The sequence below is a fragment of the Adhaeribacter pallidiroseus genome (assembly GCF_003340495.1).
GTDB lineage: Bacteria > Bacteroidota > Bacteroidia > Cytophagales > Hymenobacteraceae > Adhaeribacter > Adhaeribacter pallidiroseus.
This window is the reverse complement of record NZ_QASA01000001.1, coordinates 1,381,915-1,398,636: the sequence shown is the minus strand read 5'-3', so window position 1 is coordinate 1,398,636 and position 16,722 is coordinate 1,381,915. Positions and strand designations below refer to the sequence as shown.

The 16,722-nt window shown below is 45.0% G+C and carries 12 protein-coding genes and 1 pseudogene; 3 read left to right on the top strand and 10 right to left on the bottom strand.

The genetic code is table 11. The features are described from left to right. Positions 1 to 7 precede the first annotated feature (7 nt). The 7 genes and pseudogenes from AHMF7616_RS26665 to AHMF7616_RS27700 all read right to left on the bottom strand — a co-directional run bounded on the left by AHMF7616_RS26665 (position 8) and on the right by AHMF7616_RS27700 (position 9,672). Complete coding sequence (locus AHMF7616_RS26665; RefSeq protein ID WP_233507753.1) at positions 8 to 1,381, bottom strand: SusC/RagA family TonB-linked outer membrane protein; 1,374 nt, start codon at positions 1,379 to 1,381, stop codon at positions 8 to 10. A gap of 17 nt (positions 1,382 to 1,398) precedes the next feature. Continuing rightward, positions 1,399 to 2,298, bottom strand: coding sequence for a SusC/RagA family TonB-linked outer membrane protein (locus AHMF7616_RS26660; protein ID WP_199474126.1), 900 nt, complete (start codon positions 2,296 to 2,298; stop codon positions 1,399 to 1,401). A 92-nt stretch (positions 2,299 to 2,390) separates the two neighbouring features. Next, on the bottom strand, positions 2,391 to 3,041 hold the full coding sequence (locus AHMF7616_RS26655) for a TonB-dependent receptor plug domain-containing protein (protein ID WP_199474124.1): 651 nt from the start codon (positions 3,039 to 3,041) through the stop codon (positions 2,391 to 2,393). An 859-nt stretch (positions 3,042 to 3,900) separates the two neighbouring features. Next, positions 3,901 to 4,590, bottom strand: a pseudogene (locus tag AHMF7616_RS26650) (DUF5703 domain-containing protein); the annotation flags it as partial. A gap of 316 nt (positions 4,591 to 4,906) precedes the next feature. Then, the gene (locus AHMF7616_RS05420; protein ID WP_115371961.1) at positions 4,907 to 6,424 is read right to left on the bottom strand and encodes a DUF1501 domain-containing protein; all 1,518 of its coding nucleotides are present in this window, start codon (positions 6,422 to 6,424) and stop codon (positions 4,907 to 4,909) included. A gap of 5 nt (positions 6,425 to 6,429) precedes the next feature. After that, a complete protein-coding gene (locus AHMF7616_RS27705) occupies positions 6,430 to 7,533 on the bottom strand; it encodes a DUF1553 domain-containing protein (protein WP_317047586.1) in 1,104 nt (367 codons plus the stop codon). A gap of 114 nt (positions 7,534 to 7,647) precedes the next feature. Then, on the bottom strand, positions 7,648 to 9,672 hold the full coding sequence (locus AHMF7616_RS27700; RefSeq protein ID WP_317047585.1) for a DUF1549 domain-containing protein: 2,025 nt from the start codon (positions 9,670 to 9,672) through the stop codon (positions 7,648 to 7,650). A 148-nt stretch (positions 9,673 to 9,820) separates the two neighbouring features. Between AHMF7616_RS27700 and AHMF7616_RS05410 the strand changes: the two genes are divergently transcribed. Next, a complete protein-coding gene (locus AHMF7616_RS05410) occupies positions 9,821 to 10,702 on the top strand; it encodes a helix-turn-helix domain-containing protein (protein WP_115371960.1) in 882 nt (293 codons plus the stop codon). Positions 10,703 to 11,508: 806 nt separating this feature from the next. On the opposite strand, the gene AHMF7616_RS05405 is transcribed toward AHMF7616_RS05410, so the two are convergent. Next, positions 11,509 to 11,655 (bottom strand): beta-xylosidase family glycoside hydrolase, encoded by a 147-nt coding sequence (locus AHMF7616_RS05405; protein WP_394335772.1) that lies wholly within the window; start codon positions 11,653 to 11,655, stop codon positions 11,509 to 11,511. Positions 11,656 to 11,761: 106 nt separating this feature from the next. Here AHMF7616_RS05405 and AHMF7616_RS05400 point away from each other — a divergent pair, with 106 nt between their 5' ends. Together AHMF7616_RS05400 and AHMF7616_RS05395 are read left to right on the top strand one after the other, a co-directional pair. Beyond that, positions 11,762 to 12,583 (top strand): alpha/beta fold hydrolase, encoded by an 822-nt coding sequence (locus tag AHMF7616_RS05400; protein WP_115371959.1) that lies wholly within the window; start codon positions 11,762 to 11,764, stop codon positions 12,581 to 12,583. Between the two features lie 105 nt (positions 12,584 to 12,688). Next, positions 12,689 to 13,072: a DUF1801 domain-containing protein gene (locus AHMF7616_RS05395; RefSeq protein WP_115371958.1), complete on the top strand. Its 384-nt coding sequence runs from the start codon at positions 12,689 to 12,691 to the stop codon at positions 13,070 to 13,072. A 378-nt stretch (positions 13,073 to 13,450) separates the two neighbouring features. On the opposite strand, the gene AHMF7616_RS05390 is transcribed toward AHMF7616_RS05395, so the two are convergent. Together AHMF7616_RS05390 and AHMF7616_RS05385 are read right to left on the bottom strand one after the other, a co-directional pair. Continuing rightward, complete coding sequence (locus AHMF7616_RS05390; RefSeq protein WP_115371957.1) at positions 13,451 to 14,959, bottom strand: serine hydrolase domain-containing protein; 1,509 nt, start codon at positions 14,957 to 14,959, stop codon at positions 13,451 to 13,453. Between the two features lie 308 nt (positions 14,960 to 15,267). Then, positions 15,268 to 16,203 (bottom strand): dienelactone hydrolase family protein, encoded by a 936-nt coding sequence (locus AHMF7616_RS05385; protein WP_199474120.1) that lies wholly within the window; start codon positions 16,201 to 16,203, stop codon positions 15,268 to 15,270. Positions 16,204 to 16,722: the final 519 nt, after the last annotated feature.

Below are 16,722 nucleotides of genomic sequence, written 5' to 3'. Positions count from 1 at the left end.
GCTTTTTTTAAAAATTGACGCTTATTCCAAAATTGATTATCCGTTGGGGCGGCCACACCAAAAAGTTACCGTTCAGCTCCGGGTCGGCCCACTTGATTTCTTTCGACCAAGTGGCCAGGTTAAAAGCGCTCGCAAACAAACGCACGTTTTTAAGCGCCTTTGTTCTTTCTAAAATAGCGCTGGGCAGATTGTAACCCAACTCAATTGTTTTCAGCCGGATAAAAGTAGCGTCGAATAAAAAGAAAGTAGTGTTACCCGGCTGCCAGGCATCGGCCCGGGGCTTGGTGCCGTTGGGGTTACTTTCGGTCCAGCGATCAGTGGCCCGCCACACCGATGCGTTCGAAAAATCGGTATTTCCTAGCGCGGCCGCTGTGCCATCGTAATTATACACTCCGGTCTGGCCCTGGAAAAAGATATTAAGGTCAAAGTTTTTAAACTGAAAATTTGTATTCAGGCCAAATACATACCGGGGAGTAGCCGTGTATTCGAACCGGTACTGATCCTTGCTGTCAATTACACCATCTTTGTTTAAATCCACTACCTTAATATCGCCAACCTGGCTATTGGCGTGGTGCGGATAATTATCTAGTTCTTCTTGGGTATTAAATACGCCGTCGGCTTTATAGTAAAGGCTAGAACCGATGGGGGTGCCGGTATAATTTTGGTAAGCTTCGGCGGGTGGTACTTCATCCAGCTCAATAACTTTACTTACAGAGTAGGCCACATTACCGCTAATATCGTACTTTAATGGCCCGAAACTGTTTCGATGGCTCAGAATAAGCTCGAGGCCTTGGGAATTAACTTTGCCAAAATTTTCGGGGGGAACTCCCGGGAAGCCCATGGTACTGGGAATGGCTAAATTGCGGTTAATTAAAATATCTCTCCTTTTTTGTTGCCATAAGGTAAGATCTACGCCCAGCTTTCCGTTCCAAAGAGTAGCTTCTAAGCCAATATCCGTTTTTTTGGCCCGTTCCCAGGTAATATTGGGATTAGGCAACACGCCGGTTGTCAGGCCCGGCGCCACGGTATTACCAAAAACATAGTTCCCCCCAAATCCAAAAAATTGTAGATATTGAAATGCCCCTACCCGGTCGTTACCTAACTCCCCATAACTCGCTCTCAGCTTCAGGGAATTTACAAAAGGCAGGGCATTTCTGACAAAATTTTCTTCGGATAACCGCCAGGCTCCCGAAATACCCGGGAAAAATCCGTAGCGTTTTCCTTGCGGAAATATTTGCGAACCATCGTACCGGAACAAAAACTCTAATAGGTATTTGGCCTTAAAATCATAGTTAAACCGGCCAAAATAATTATCGTAAGCATTACGGCTAGCCAAACCCCCGTTGCCTAAGTCTTCTGCCGCCGAGCTTCCTACCCCAATCTGATCAATCGCGGTACTTATAAAGTTCCGGCGGGTAGCACTGGCATCACTATAAGTTGCCTGCTGTTGTTCCCCCCGATCATCGCCACGATGTGGTGGTCGGCCAGTAATGTTTTTTCGTAAGTGGCTCTTACGTTATAAAGCATGGTGGTATACTTCCGGTAGATATCCGTTAAGGACGCTGCCGACTGAATAGCGGCTTGTTTTTTGTCGTAGTCACCGGTTACGGTGTTGTATTCATAGTAGGAATAAGGAAGATTCCAGGTTTTTTCTAATTGATTATTTAAATCATAGTTAAAGGAACCGTCGATTTTTAAACCGGATACAAAAGGCACTTTATACGTGGCCGTAAAAGTAGAATACAGGGGGCTATCGTCAATTTTATTGTAACCCCGTTGATCCAGAAGCATCGGGCTTTCCCCGAACCGGCCGGGACCATATAATCCGTTGGGATAGCGACCCACAATGGTAGGACTCGCCTGCATTAGATTAATAAAGTTTATTTCTTGCGAAGTAGGCGCATACGTTCTTTTATTTAAAATAGCGCTCAGGTTAGCGCCTACCGTTAAGTTTTTCAGCAGGTCGATATCTACTTTTACCCGTGCATTATACTGGCGGTAAGAAGTGGGATCATGGTAAAAATTGGTACCCTGCTGCAAGCTGCCAAACGAAAGCAAATAACGCACGTTATCACTGCCGCCGTTTACCTGAAGGTTAATGTTTTGCTGAGAGGCCTGCGATTTTAAAAGTTCGCCTACCCAATCGGTATTCGGGTACAAAACCGGGTCGGAGCCGTTGCGGTATTTCTCAATCGCATCGGCGGAGTATTGCGGATTATTGTAGTAATTAGGATTGCGGCCGGCCCGATAATAGCCTCCTTCGTTGTAAACCTCGGCAAAGGTGGCGGCGTCCAGCATGTCCGGAATTTTAGTTGGGCTCGATAAAGCGTGTTTGTAGGTAATCGAAAAATTAGGTTTCCCTTTTACGCCGCTTTTAGTAGTAACCAGAATTACCCCATTGGCCCCCGGGCCCCGTAAATAGCCGCGGAGGCATCTTTTAAAACCGAAATACTTTCAATATCCTCCGGATTTAACCGGCTAAGCTGGCTGCGCGGTACCCCATCCACAATAATTAAAGGACCATTATCATTTAAAGTACCGGTTCCCCGAATTAAAATACTCGGATCGTCTCTGCCGGGCTGACCACTTCTTTGGTTGGCCGTTAAGCCGGGTGTGCGGCCTTGTAAAGAAGCCGTAACATTCGCCGACGGGCTTTTGGCGATTTCGGCACCGGCCACCTGCGAAACCGAACCCGTTAAAGTAGCTTTGTTCTGCGTACCATAACCCACCACTACTACTTCTTCCAAAGCTTTGGTATCCGATACTAGCTGCACATCAATAGTGGTGCGGTTGCCAACGGTTATTTCTTGGTTGATATAGCCAATGTAAGAAAATACCAATACGGCATTGTTGTCCGGTACGGTAATCGTGTAATTGCCGGCTGCATCCGTAGTGGCTCCACTGGATGTTCCTTTAAGCAATACATTTACAAAAGGCAGCGGTTCACCGGTGGTGGCTGTTACTTTGCCTTTCACGGTTTGTTCTACTGTTGCCTTAACTAAACCCAGAACAGAGGAGGCTACAGGAGGTCTCACTTTCATGAGTGCAGCTGAATCGCTGACTCGCCCCGAAGAAGAGGCAGAACCCGAACTCCTACCGTAACTGGAGACAGGGAGCGTAAAAAGGCAGCATAGAAGAATCAGCAAGCTACCGAATGGTAAATTTTTGTTCATGCTTTATTAAGTTTAGTGGTGAAAGGGAAAAGTGTAAAAAAGAATCTGGTGCTAGCATTCCTGATTACTATTGCTATCAATAATAGAGGAACCTATTACCATTAAGCTTATGTAAAGAAATAATATTTATCCATAAAGATGTGCTAAGAAATTATCTATGTATTAAGCTATTTTAACATAGCCAGGATTAATACAGCCCAACTTTCGCATAAAATGGGGCTGGTTTCTTTTTTCTGTTTCATATTAATAAATCAACAGATTTACTTACAAATTTTAAAAAATGGCCGGCCACCCAGCTTTGTTAATTTTAAGTAATAAGGGTTATATTATTTAAGGGTTGAAGAATTTTTTAATTAAAAGCAAAGTCAACCACTAATGACACTTTTACCATTAAAAATTATTGATTTATTAAACACAATGACGAATAATAACAATAATTGTAATTCTTACTATAGTACAATCTAATAATTTGAGAAAAGGGTATGAATTGCTAAACTATTTATTCATCAATTAAAAAGCACATGTGCTAACTTCCGGACGGCCACTCTAGCGCAAAAAGAGTAAAAAATTTAAAAAAAGGTTACATACCTTAGGGCCGCAAGCGCGGTTAGCTGTACAAAGGCCTGACTAGATAGCTTCCTTGTTTTCCCCAGATAGTATGCTAAGATCTGGCATTGGGAACTTTGTCTACTGCTAACCGCCATTGGTCAAATAATATCAGCCGTTCTTATTTAAGGACAAATCCAGATGAAATAATTACATCATTTTGCCGGCTACCAGGACTTACCTGCAGTTTGGTAACCACTCCATTCTTCAGAATGCCTTCTATTAGGGTATTTTGAGGAGCATGCAGTTTAAAATCAACGTCCCATTGTTTTGGCCAGGCCGGGAACAAGTAAATCTTACCGTCACTTTCCTGCAGCAGCATTTCCTGTAAACCTATCATGCCGGTTCCGCCCCAATTATGGTCGGGTACCCAGTCGTGGCCGGGCCCCCAAAACGTAGGAAACCGTCGGTTGGCATCTTTCATTTTTTTGGTTTCAAGTTTACTATCGGCCCGGATAATTGGTTTGTCAGGTGCTCTTTCGTAAGCCCGGCTCGAGCGGTATTCTACGCCTTTCCAGGCGTGATCCTGGAAACGCCAGTTTTCATAAAATGCTTCCGCATTCATTTTAGAACTGCTTGCTGCTTCTATATGCACCACCGGATTAAATACATCCACCCAGATCTTTAGTTTACACGCTGCTGCTTTGTTTTTTCCCTCAATCGTTACGTAGCCTTTATCAAGTTGTAGCTCTTGTTTGAATTCGCCGTTTTTAAAAGGATTGGGATTAAGCCTTATTCGCACGCGACCAAATTTTGGAAAAACTCCCTGCTCCTCAAAGGCACCACTCCGGCTCAGGTACAGCAGCACATCACCGTTCTCAACCTAAACATTCGTCCCGATATCGCCGCCCCGCAAGGCATTGATTCCGAAGAATTTTTAGACGGGGAGTTCCATGTTACATTGTATTGGCCCACATTAAACTTAGCTTGCGCTGAAGCCCAAGAGGCACAGAACGTCAGGAAACAAACAAGGATCAGAAGAGGCTTAAACCGTGGCATAGGATACGGGGGAGTATAATTTAAAAAATTTAACTACCGCCTTACTTTCATTGGAAACTGTTGCTTCGGGAGGCCATAGCGGAGTGGCGAATAAAATTTCTGCTGGTTATCATGTATAATGGGTAGCGTTACGTCAGGATTGGATGGACTACTTTACCGGCTACATCCGTTAACCGAAAGCGCCGGCCCTGCGATTTATAGATTAAGCGTTCATGATCAATGCCGAGCAGGTGCAGCAGGGTTGCTTGAAAATCGTGCACGTGCACCGGGTCTTTCACAATATTATAGCTAAAATCATCGGTTTCGCCAAATGTGATACCGGGCTTAACGCCCGCTCCGGCCATCCACATGGTAAAACATCGGGGGTGATGATCCCGGCCATAATCGGTTGCGGTTAGCTTTCCTTGCGAATAAACGGTGCGCCCGAATTCTCCGCCCCAAATCACCAGAGTATCTTCCAGTAAACCCCGGCGCTTCAGGTCTATAATAAGAGCGGCCGTTGCCCGGTCGGTGGCTTTACATTGTTCGGCAATGCCCTTCGGAAGATTCCCGTGCTGATCCCAACCCTGGTGATACAACTGCACAAATTTCACCTCTTTTTCCAGCAGCTTTCTGGCTAGCAAACAATTAGCCGCGTAGGTACCGGGGTCGCGGCTATCCGGTCCATATAGGTCGAAAACTTCGTCGGGTTCATTGGCGGTACTCATTACTTCCGGTACCGAGGTTTGCATGCGGTACGCCATTTCGTATTGCGCTATCCGGGCCTCCACCTCCGGGTCATTGTAGCTGCTGTTTTGCAAGGTGTTTAGTTTTTCGAGGTAGCCGAGCATTTCCTGGCGGTCCTTTCCGTCGTAACTGGTAGGGTTGTTCAGAAATAATACCGGGTCTTTGCCGGAGCCGAACTGTACGCCCTGAAACTTGGAGGGCAGAAAGCCGTTTCCCCACAAACGGGCGTAAAGCGGCTGGTCTTTGGTAGCGTTTTTAGACACTAAAACAATGAAAGTTGGCAGGTTTTGGTTGTCGGTTCCTAAGCCGTAATTAATCCAGGAGCCGATGGAAGGCCGGCCAGGTTGCTGGTTACCAGTCTGGAAAAAAGTAATAGCCGGGTCGTGATTGATGGCCTCCGAGTACATGGATTTCACAATACACAAATCGTCTACTACTTTGGCAGTATGCGGTAAAAGCTCGCTCACCCAAGTTTGGCTTTGGCCGTATTGGTTGAAATTATAGATGGAAGGAGCTATCGGCAGGGAACTCTGGTTGGCGCTCATGCCCGTTAAACGCTGACCTTTTCGTACAGAGTCGGGCAAGTTTTTACCCAGCATGTTCACCAGTTTTGGCTTATAATCAAAGGTTTCAAATTGAGAAGGGCCGCCGCTCATAAATAAATAGACCACCCTTTTTGCCTTAGGGGCAAAATGGGGCAGCGCTTTTAAAATTTCCTGTTCCATGTCGCCGGTAGCGCTGCTTACCGTACCTTGCGAAGAGCCGGCAAAAAGCTTATTTCCCAATAAGTAACCCAGGGCTAACGCTCCGATACCCATGGAAGTTTTAGTCAAAAACTCCCGCCGGTCCAGCTTTTGGTGCAGCTCGTTGAAATCGGGGCTGGGCAGCCGGAATTCTTTTTTGTGGTGATGATCTTCCATGGCCTTTATCTTTTGGTAAGGGATGCGTCCGAGTTTAAAATGGTGTTCGCCACCACCGTATTCGCGGCTAACAAAGCCTGGTCCATACTTTTAACGGCCCTGTATTGGCCAATAGTAAGCCAGCCTTTTTGTTTTGCCGGCTGCTGCCGGAACTTTTTAACTTGAGCCTGCTGCATGGTATTCAGTAACTCTAACTCTGCTTTTGCAATCCTGCGGCCGGTCAGCTTTCTGTATACTTGCGAAATACCTTGGCGGGAGTCAGCGATCTGGCACATTTGGGCCCCCAGCACTCGGGATGCTTCTATAAAAGTCGGATCGTTGAGCGTTACTAAGGCTTGTAGCGGCGTATTCGTACTTTGTCGGCGCACCATGCAGTAGCTGCGCGAAGGAGCATCAAAGGTAGCCAGAGTAGGATTAGGTACCGATCGTTTAACAATGACATACAAACTGCGGCGGTAGATGGCGGCCCCCGAATCGGGCACGTAGGTCATGCTGTTAATTTCCCAAAGGCCGTCTGGCTGGTACGGCTTCACACTCTTACCCCCAATCTTTCGGTTAAGGAGCCCGCTGGCCATCAACGCATTATCCCGGATCATTTCGGCACTCATGCGGTAGGCGGGGCCCCGGGCAAGCAAACGGTTCTCCGGATCTTTTTCCCGCGTGTTTTTAGCGGTTTGGGAGTCCTGCCGGTAAGTGGCCGACAGAACGATCATTTTATTCATTTTTTTAATATTCCAGCCGGATTCCCTAAAAGTTACCGCCAGCCAGTCGAGCAGCTCCGGATGGCTGGGCATTTCGCCCTGGTTACCAAAATCATCGGACGTTTTAACCAATCCTACTCCCAGTAAATTTTGCCACAAGCGATTAACCGCTACCCGCGCCGTTAAAGGATTTTTGGGGTTGGTTAGCCATAAAGCTAACCCGTAGCGGTTTTTCGGCAAGTTTTTCGGGAAAGGTAATATGCTTTCGGGCGTGTTCGGAAATACTTGTTCGCCCGGCGTATCGTAATTTCCGCGTTGTAGCAAAAAGGTTTTTCTGGGTTTCGGCATTTCCTGCATCACCATTAACTCCGGAACAGTCTCCATCGAATCGGTGAGGCGTTCCCGCAACGATTTTAATTGCTGCCTTTCTGCTTTGGCCTGCGGGTCTATCTCCGAAAAATAATACTGCTGTAAAGAGTTTATTTCTGCGGGAGAATACGTTGTTTTTTGGGCTACCGATTGCTAGGAAATATTTTTGGCCAGCATTAGTACTTCCAAGGGGGTAAGCGTGCGGTTATACACGGTAAGATCATCTACTTTCCCGTTCTTAAAACCGCTGCCGCGCCACCAGGCTCCAATTTGCAGACCAGTTTGTTTTTTTCCTCTTTTGTTATACAGTATTTCTTTGGTTAACTGATCCATGGTAACCTCCATCGGCATTTCGGCGCCGTTTAAGTACAGCTTCATGCCGGCTGCTTTCGCGCTTCCGTCGTAGGTTAGAGTCAACTGCAGCCATTGGTTGCGGGGTACATCGGTCCGGCTGATTTTTGTAATCGCGTTGGAAGGCGCGGTATGCGCCATATTTATTTCGAGGCGGTTATTTTTTAAATAAAGATGATAACCCTTAAAATTGTATAAGCGCTCGGCCACGCATTTGTGAAAAATTACCCCTTCGCTCAGGTCTTCCGGTATCATGACCTTTAGGCCGATGGAAAACGGATCGGACTTACCAAATACACCGGTTTGGCCTAAATCCAGCCAGTTATCTCCGTCTAATTGCAGTGCTTTACCTTTTTCGGAGGCAACAAAAACGGGTTTATCGCCGGGCGCTCCGGCCTCGCGTTTCATTTCCGCCTTTTGCGTGCTATTCCGCGTGTTTACCAGTTGGCCGTTATTAAAGTCATAGTAAGCCTGCAAGCCGGCTGCCGGTATCTGGTTTTTAAAAGATTCCCCGAACTGTTTTTTTTGCAGCCAACTTTCAAACTCTTTTGCATGGGCATGTACTGTTTTTTTAAATTTTTGCTGTTGACCGGAAATTTCTTCGTTGATATAGCGAAGAATCTCTGCTTTCTGTTTATCCGGTAGTAAAAGCGTTGGGGTGGGTAACGCATCGTCCCAGGATATTTGCCCGGCTTCTTTTACATTGTTAAAAAAGCTGAATAACTGAAAATAATTTTTTTGCGAAATAGGATCGTACTTATGATCGTGGCACTTGGCACAACCTACCGTAAGGCCCAGCATAGCCGTACCTACCGTATTGGTTCGATCGATTACATACTCTGTTTGGAACTCTTGTTCCACAATGCCACCTTCCATGTTTTGCGGATGGTTCCGGTTAAATGCCGTAGCAATAATCATTTCCCGCTTTGGTTTAGGCATTAAATCGCCGGCTAACTGCCAGTGCAAAAACTTATCGTAAGGCATATTGCGGTTAAAAGCGCTGATCACCCAATCCCGGTAAGGCGACATATCCCGGATCCGATCTACGGTGTAGCCGTGCGAATCGGCATACCGGGCCACGTCCAGCCAGTCCACCGCCATCTTTTCTCCGTAATGCGGTGAATGGAGTAAGCGGTCTACCTGTTTTTCGTAAGCATTTGGCGAGTTGTCTTTCAGGAAAGCGTCCAGTTCCGCTACGGTAGGCGGCAAGCCGGTCAGATCAAAAGAAAGCCGGCGCAGCAGAATTTCCTTGTTGGCTTCCTGTTGAGGATGGAGGCCCGCTTGCTTTAATTTAGCCAGTACAAAGTTATCAATGGGGTTATGGGTTTTCCAGTTAGCTTCTGTTACAGCGGGTACGGTTGCTTTATTTGGCTTTACAAACGCCCAGTGCGGTTTATACACGGCGCCCTCTTTGATCCACTTAATTAAGATGGCCTTTTCGGCCGCGGTCAAACTTAAGTGCGAATCAGGGCTGGGCATCTTGTAATCAGGGTCTTCCGAAATAATGCGATTAAAAAATTCGCTATTTTTTAAATTTCCCGGCGAGATAGCCACCTTTCCTTTATTTTCGGGCAGTTCCGCGTAAGCGTAATCGGCTACATCCAGCCGCAAACCCGCTTTTTGCTTCGCCTTATCAGGACCATGGCAGGCAAAGCATTTATCCGAAAGGATGGGTTTTACATCAATATTGTAATCCAGGTGTTCGGGCAAAGCTTGGTAAGCCAATGTTACATCGGCAGGCATATCCGGCAGGGAGGTGCGGTAAACATATACTCCTAACGTAATTGCCAGGGTAGCAAAAAAAACAGCCAGTATACGCCTTTTCATAATGAAGTTGGTTATTCCGAGAATAATTCCACTAAAGATAAGCTTAGCCTTCTTCCGAGCGGTTATACAAAAACTACGAATATTTTAACAAACCCGACTTTTTGATGGGAATTGTTATTTTTGTTTAAGAAATATACCAGGTGCTATTATGGTGGAAAATATTTTAAAATTTAACTTTTCTTTGTTAAATACAGATTACGTTCAACTAGATAAATCTTGGAACTACCCCAATGTTACCAGTATTTTTTACCGGCTTTATTACATTGACCAAGGCGAAGGTTTACTTACTAATGCCACCCAAAAAGTAAAACTGGAGCCAGGATTCCTTTATCTGATACCGAGTTTTACCACTTGCAATTATTATTGTGATTCTTACCTGAGCCAGTACTATATTTCTTTTTCGGAAGAATTTTCGGCCGGAGCTTCCTTATTTTTTGCTAATCGCAAATTGTTTAAAATTCCGGCTAGCAATAGGGAAGTAGAGGCTGTTAAACGCATTGTGCAACTGAACCCCGGCCGGGATCTGCGAAAATCAGATGACCCCCGGATTTATGAAAAATCGTTGCAATTAAAAGAATTTCAGGAGCTGAACAACGCTTTACCGGCTCCGGCCTTTATGGAAACCTGCGGATTATTACTGCTGCTCGTGTCCCGGTTTATGGCCTCGGATGATTTCTTGACTAAAGCCATTACCGCGGTGCATTCTAAAGTAGCCGAGGCCATTCAGCATATTCATACCAATCTTTCTACCCCTATAACCGTGGATCTGCTGGCAAAACGGGCTAGCCAGCACCCCGATTATTTTTCCCGGCTTTTCCAGGAAAACACGGGCATGCGACCCCTGGCGTACCTGCAAATGAAAAGGGTGGAACGGGCCCAGCTGCTTATTGCTACCACGGATCTGCCATTTTACGAGATAGCTAACCAAACGGGATTTGATAGCCTTTCTTATTTCTCCAGGTTATTTCGATCGTTGACGGGAATGGCGCCGGGTGCTTATAAAAAGCTGAACAGAAACCATCAGATTTAAGAGCTTGCCTTAAATTTAAAATAAAAAGGAGTAATTATTTATCTCAATTAAAACACCGGGTAACTTTACCGGTCCTCATATGCGTGCATGGGATTTGCGGATAATTTTATAAAAAATTAAAAAGTTTGATGCCATTCGGGGGTAAGTTTCAGAAAATACTTTACCGGGTAAACAATTAAAGTTTACTTCTACACTTTCCAATAAAATTGAAGGTTTAGAAAAAAACTGGATAGCTGAATTTAACAGTACCTGAACTAAAAATGAATTTTCCGGTAAAAAAGACTTTTTTCCTGCACTAAAGTTAATAAAGCTATTAAAAAGTTAATGCAGGCAACAACCGGGCGGAGCAGAACTGTATTCCGCTTTCTGTTCGGACCGATTAAGAGCCGCCAGGGGCCATTTAGTAAGAGAACCCAACCGCGGCAGGAGCTCTGCGTTCCGGCAAGTAGAGCCGGATTAAGAACAAGAAGCTACCTTGCTACGTTTGTTTCGAAAACGCCAAGCGTTTAGGAGCTAGTAACTGGAGAGAGAATTGCTTGGGAAATAGGTATCAACCTGGGTATTTATCAGCAATAAAATAAAACAGATAAACCACAAGCAACAGGGTTACCAATCCCCAACTCATTCCGCTACAGCTGAAAAACGATTAGAAATACGTTGAAGAATGACCTGTGCCGGGGCTACCATTCTTTTCTAAGTCTACCCGATTGCTCAACCTGATACGCTCTTTCTCTATCTTTATTTTAATTACGTAGCGTACTTTTGACTTTAGATTTTTAAATTATAGCGCTTCTATTGATTATGGGTTAATCTATTTTTGAAATTTTTTCTTCGATATGGAAAAAGTCGAAATCTGCGTAACCGCCCGCCCTTTTAGTAGCATAGGTAAACAACCCAAACCGATAGCCCATAAAGTGCGGTAAAGTATACGTCATTTTTAATGGGGTACCGATGGGTGCCCAGGATTGACCATCGAAACTATAAAAGAAATGAGCAACATCTTGCCAAGCAGATCAGAACAAGGCATCAAACATTTCCACAGAAGTAAATGCGACAGTTATGAGTCAGAATCTAAATCCCGCTAAAAGCGGCTATGCCGCCGTTAATGGATTACACATGTACTATGAAGTATATGGCCAGGGCAAGCCCCTGGTCCTGCTGCACGGCTCTTTTATGACTATCCCTTTGAATTGGACGAACATCATACCCTTGTTGGCTCAAGACCGAATGGTAATTGCAACGGAGATGCAGGGCCACGGCCGCACCCGGGATATCTCCCGAGAGTTTAGCTATGAAGCCATGGCCGACGATGTATCCGGCTTGCTGCAATACCTCCAGATAGAGCAGGCCGACATTTTAGGATATAGTATGGGCGGCGGGGTAACTTTTCAAATGGGAGTGCGTCATCCCGAGCAGGTACGCCGGCTCGTGGTCTTGTCGGCTCCTTATGCGCACGATGGTTGGTGGCCCGATACCGAGGCGAGTTTTGCTACCTTCACCCCAGAGATGTTTCAAGACACTCCGATCCGAGCCCAATACGATAGCTGGGGGAACGATCCGGCCCATTTCCCGGAATTTGTGAAAAAGGTGATCAATATCGATCTAAAGCCCTATAATTGGTTCCGCGGGGTAAAAAATATTAAGGCTCCCCTATTTATAGCCATGGGTGATGCTGATGGCGTCCGGTACGAGCATGCTCTGAAGCTGTTCCGAGCCAAAGGTGGCGGAAAACAGGGAGATCTGCACGGGTTGCCCCAATCCCGGCTGGCCATTCTGCCGGGCACTACTCATGTTGGTATGATCAAGCGGACGGATTGGCTTATCCCGATGATTACCGATTTCTTGGATTCAGACTTAAGGGCTGCGCCACCCACGTTTTAGAGATACTAGCGGAAATAGAAGTTGCCAACCGGTGTTCGTTTACTGGCACTAACGGTAAAAAAACCACTACGGAATTAAACAGGAAAACAAGTTGAATAAATAGTTATGCAAAACCTAAATGAGGAAGTAACTAAATTTGTCGATGCGTTAAATCATCCTTTGCGAGCAGAAATAGAGGAACTGCGACAAATAATCTTAGCCGCCATAAAAGGATTAACGGAAAATATAAAATGGAATGGTCCGAATTACTGCTTTAATGACCAAGACAGAATAACAATGAGAATTCACCCAAGTAAACAAATTCAGTTAATTTTTCATAGGGGAGTAAAGAAGATGAGGCAACCTGCGGACAAACTGATCAATGATCCATCCGGACTTCTGCTTTGGAAAGAAAATGACCGCGCTATCGCCACTTTTAAAAATAGGGCGGAAATAGAAAAGGCGGAATCAAACCTGAAAAAGATTATATCGGATTGGATTAAGGCGTAAAATGGTTATTCTCTCGGGAAAATCGAAGCCGGTTTGTTGCTAGTATTTTATTAAAAAAGGAGGTTGTTCCGAAGAGGAAAACGGGCGTGCTCTTGCGGGTTTGTTGAAGCAAAATAGCAACAAAGATAATGGAGCTTGCAACAGAAAAAATGGAGCGGAAAACAAAGCAGCAACAAAAACCATGGCGTGAAGCTGTAAGGGAAAATCAACTCTGCTCCTACTGGGCTAACTTAGCCTGATAAGTACGAACATGTAAAACGGTTATACTTTAGGGAGAATTGAAACCGGTTATTTAAATGGTTGTGCAACCCCCACGACCGTTTTTTAAGCAGACTTTAGGAGAGTGTATGGGTGGTTTAAACAAACGGTGAGCGTCATCTAATTGCCTTTTAATTGTTCTAATACCTGTTTAACTTCTTGGTTTTCCGGGGAGAGTAAGAGCGATTTTTTTAAATTCATGGCGGCTTCCTCTTTCTTGCCTAAGGCTACTAACTCTTTTCCGTAACTGTAATAGGGGAACCAGTTATCCGTGTTCATTTGGGTAAGCAGCCGCAGGGTTTCCAGGCCCTGTTCGGCCCGTTGGTGCGCAATCAGCTGATGACCCACATAATCCATTTCAAAAAGATTGAGATAATAATGGGCCGTATCGGTTTTTACTTGATTGAAATGGCTGAGGGCGAAATCAATGCCACGCTTGGTTATATCCTGGGCATAGGTAAAGGCCAGTGATTCTTTTAACGTCAGTAAGGGTCGGTTATCTAAAATGCGCATCGCATTTAAGGTTGTGTTGCTCAGGCCCGGACTTTCGGAATTATCTAGCAAAATATAGGTGCGTTTTTGGGTAACATCCCTTACAAAAATAGTAACGATACCTCCCTGCTTTCCGGTATGTAATACTATCTTACGAGCAGGATCTTCGGCCAGCAGGAACCAGCCCAGCCCGAAGGCCGTTTTACCCAAAAATGGCTCTGGCTGGGCGTAGGTTCCGTTATTAAGTTTAATAGGGGTAAACGCCTCGTTCATGGTTTCAGTTCGGAGTAATTTTCCGGCATATAAAGCCTGGTCGAATAGAAAAAGATCATCCGCGTCACTAACTACTAATCCCGGCCCGATCAGTGCCCCTGATATTTGCGCGAACTCCCGGTGCTTCGGAATGCTCTCGGCTATTTGAACGCTGTCCGAGAAAATGGTAGTTCGGGCATAGTTTTTCACCCGTTTCTCATCCTTCACCCAGGCGCTTAACGAATTAATATAAGTATGATGCATGCCAGATTTATCCCAGATATACTGCTTTAGGTATTGTTCTAATTTTAGGCGCGTGACTTTCTCTATTATGACGGCCAGCAAGGCAGTTCCCGGACTGGAATAGCTCCATTTCTCCCCTGGTTCAAATAACACTTTACCATACCTTTTTAAGGCCGGGATAAGATCCGCCGAGGTAAGAATCTGCCGGGGGTTCTCCTGGTAGTAAGGTTCAAAGATTTGGAAGTCCGGCAGACCGGCCGTGTGGGTAAGTAAATGCCGAATAGTAATACCGGAATAAGGAAAATCAGGCAGATACCTAACAACCGGGTCATTCAATTTAATTAGCCCTTTTTCCTTTAATTGCAGGATAGCAACGGCGGTGAATAATTTACTGGTAGAGGCCAGATGAAAACGGGACGTAGCGGTGTTCCGGATTTTTTTTGCCCGATCCGCAAAGCCAAAGGAACGCTGATACAATACAGCCCCGTTTTGCGCGATAAGTACATTACCATTAAACTTACTTTTTTGGTGCAAAGAATCAAAAAGACTATCTAACCGGTTAATATTGGGTTGTGCCTGGCATGGTAATAAATTAACAAACAAAAGATATAAAAAAAGCAACTGTGAAAAACCCTTTTTCATGATATTGATCTTGCTAGGTGATAAGGGCAAAGATATACGAAATATTTCGTACTTTAAAATTTTTATATTTTTGTTTGTTTAGCAAGGTTGGCCTATGGTAGAATGTAGTAATCAATGATAAGCATTCTTATCCGCCAAGTAAGAGTAAATCTGCCCCATTTATATAGATTTTATAAGTTCCGTTTTGTTCAATGCACCTTTATTGGTAATGAATTATTAATTGAACTTTACCATTCAATATTACCTCGTTTAGCTTCTTAATAAGGCAGAATCCAAGAAAATTCTTCCATTTACCGTAAGGCCTCGCTTTACAACCACTTTTTTAAAAAAGCCATAATATCCTGGCGCATTTGGGCCGTTTCGAGGTGGCCAACCGGATAAATTTTTAATTGCCACGCTTGCGGCACACCGGCGTTAGCGTAAGCTTTTTTTAAATTTTCATCAATTTTTTGCAGACCTTTTAAAGGCGTTAACGGGTCGAGGCTGCCGGCCAAACCAAAATGGGGCCGGGGAACAATCAAGGCATTGATTTGCGAAGTTGTAAAATGATTGAGTAAATCCGGCACGTAGTAGTAAATGCCGTGGCGATCCAATCCCTTTTCTTCCAGCAAGGTTTGAAAATCCGTGAGGCAGTTTAAATCCACGGTAACTTTAATGCGTTCATCCAGGGCGGCCAGCCACCAGGCCATGGTGCTGCCCATCGACATGCCCACGGTAGCTATTCGCTTGGCATCTATTTCGGGGCGGGTTTCCAGGTAATCCAGCGCACGCAGGTTGTCGTACACCATCATGCCCCACATAACCTGGCCCTTCCAGAGCATTTCTTTAAAAATTTCCAGTTCGGGGCGGCCGCTGCGTTCCCCAAAGCCCCAACTATCGAGGCACAAACCCGCGAAGCCCGCCCGGGCTAGAGCCAAGGCGTACGGCGGACTTTGCATCTCGGGCCGGCCTTTCACAAATTCGTTTTTACCCACGGCATATTGCCCGAAATGTGAATGATTAAATAATACCACCGGAACTTTGCCGGTAACTTTTTTAGGTATTGTAAAAAAGGCTGGTACCATTTCCAGCCCATTTAAATCCAGCAACAGCTTCTCGGTAATTAAATCCTTTGTTTCTTCCCGGGATACCAATTTTACCGTAATGGGCCGCTGCCGATCGGGTAACCGGCCGAGCAGCTGGTACAACGTTTTGCGTTGTTCGGCTACACCTTTGGGCGTTTGAGCATTAGTTACGTCGGACATAAAAACAGAATTTAAAGCAGCGCTACTTTGGCTGGAACCTAAGCATAAAAGAATAACCAATAATACAGAAAATAGCTTCACCATCCGGCAATTTAGAAAAGCGCAATTCCTATAAAGAATAAAGTTCGAGAAAACTTAGGCGCGAGCTGGCCAAGAATAAATTTAAAAATTTCCAGGAAGACTACATGCTGAACAATAAATCTACCTAATAAATAATAAATAATTTTCTCCCTCGCGGCAGGTACGGCATAGACACGAGGGATTTAACGGCATTCCGTTTGGCGGCTGCTAAAGAATCTGAATTACTAGCCGGAAGTTAGTGGTAAGAATCTCAAATTTTCGCTGATCTGCCAGTGCTGAAGTATGGGCGAGTAACAGGGTAACCATTTCGCATGTACCACAACTAAGTAACAAGACACAAGTAGTAAGACACAAGTATCAAGACAAAATATGTTCTATATATTTAAAATTCAATAGTTTAGCCGCGTGTTTTTTATAGAGTAATATACCTTTTAATTT

What these genes read in the sequence shown, in the direction of transcription:
- AHMF7616_RS05400 (WP_115371959.1), top strand. Translation starts at nt 11,762, where the DNA reads ATGAGTCAGAATCTAAATCCCGCTAAAAGCGGCTATGCCGCCGTTAAT.
- AHMF7616_RS05410 (WP_115371960.1), top strand. Translation starts at nt 9,821, where the DNA reads ATGGTGGAAAATATTTTAAAATTTAACTTTTCTTTGTTAAATACAGAT.
- AHMF7616_RS26660 (WP_199474126.1), bottom strand. Translation starts at nt 2,298, where the DNA reads ATGCTGGACGCCGCCACCTTTGCCGAGGTTTACAACGAAGGAGGCTAT.
- AHMF7616_RS27700 (WP_317047585.1), bottom strand. Translation starts at nt 9,672, where the DNA reads ATGAAAAGGCGTATACTGGCTGTTTTTTTTGCTACCCTGGCAATTACG.
- AHMF7616_RS05420 (WP_115371961.1), bottom strand. Translation starts at nt 6,424, where the DNA reads ATGGAAGATCATCACCACAAAAAAGAATTCCGGCTGCCCAGCCCCGAT.
- AHMF7616_RS05390 (WP_115371957.1), bottom strand. Translation starts at nt 14,959, where the DNA reads ATGAAAAAGGGTTTTTCACAGTTGCTTTTTTTATATCTTTTGTTTGTT.
- AHMF7616_RS26655 (WP_199474124.1), bottom strand. Translation starts at nt 3,041, where the DNA reads ATGAAAGTGAGACCTCCTGTAGCCTCCTCTGTTCTGGGTTTAGTTAAG.
- AHMF7616_RS05385 (WP_199474120.1), bottom strand. Translation starts at nt 16,203, where the DNA reads ATGTCCGACGTAACTAATGCTCAAACGCCCAAAGGTGTAGCCGAACAA.
- AHMF7616_RS05395 (WP_115371958.1), top strand. Translation starts at nt 12,689, where the DNA reads ATGCAAAACCTAAATGAGGAAGTAACTAAATTTGTCGATGCGTTAAAT.